This window comes from Corallococcus sp. CA053C (assembly GCF_003611675.1).
Taxonomy (GTDB): Bacteria; Myxococcota; Myxococcia; order Myxococcales; family Myxococcaceae; genus Corallococcus.
Window position 1 is genome coordinate 1 of record NZ_RAWA01000919.1, and the last position, 400, is coordinate 400.

A 400-nucleotide genomic window follows, 5' to 3' on the forward strand; every position below is an offset into this window, starting at 1 on the left:
CCCGTCCATCGCGCCCGCCGTGCCCCGACCCCCGGGCCCGGCGGCACCTCCACGCGTGGCACCGCCAGCAGGAGCAGGACCGGCCACGCCGCCTCCCGTGGCGTCGCGTCCCCCGTCGTCGAATGGGATTCCGTCGATGGCTCCGGCGACATCGCGGCCTCCGTCGTCGAGTGGGATTCCGTCGGTGGCTCCGGCGACATCGCGGCCTCCGTCGTCGAGTGGGATTCCGTCGGTGGCTCCGACGACCGTGCCGTCCTCGTCGTCCGCCAGACTCCCGACGGTGGAGAAGGCCGCGGGTCCGGTCGCGCCGCCGCGTGCGCCGACCGCGCGAGTGCCGACGGTGGGAGCCCCGGAAGCCGGAGCGCCGCCGCGTCCGACGCCTGCGGGCATGGCGCCGGTG

Annotated in this window: 1 protein-coding gene; it reads right to left on the reverse strand. The window is 76.8% G+C overall.

All coding sequences use genetic code 11. The features are described 5' to 3' along the window. A partial coding sequence (locus D7V97_RS46410; protein ID WP_233583640.1) for a hypothetical protein occupies positions 1–200 on the reverse strand: 200 nt, incomplete at its 3' end. Positions 201–400: the final 200 nt, after the last annotated feature.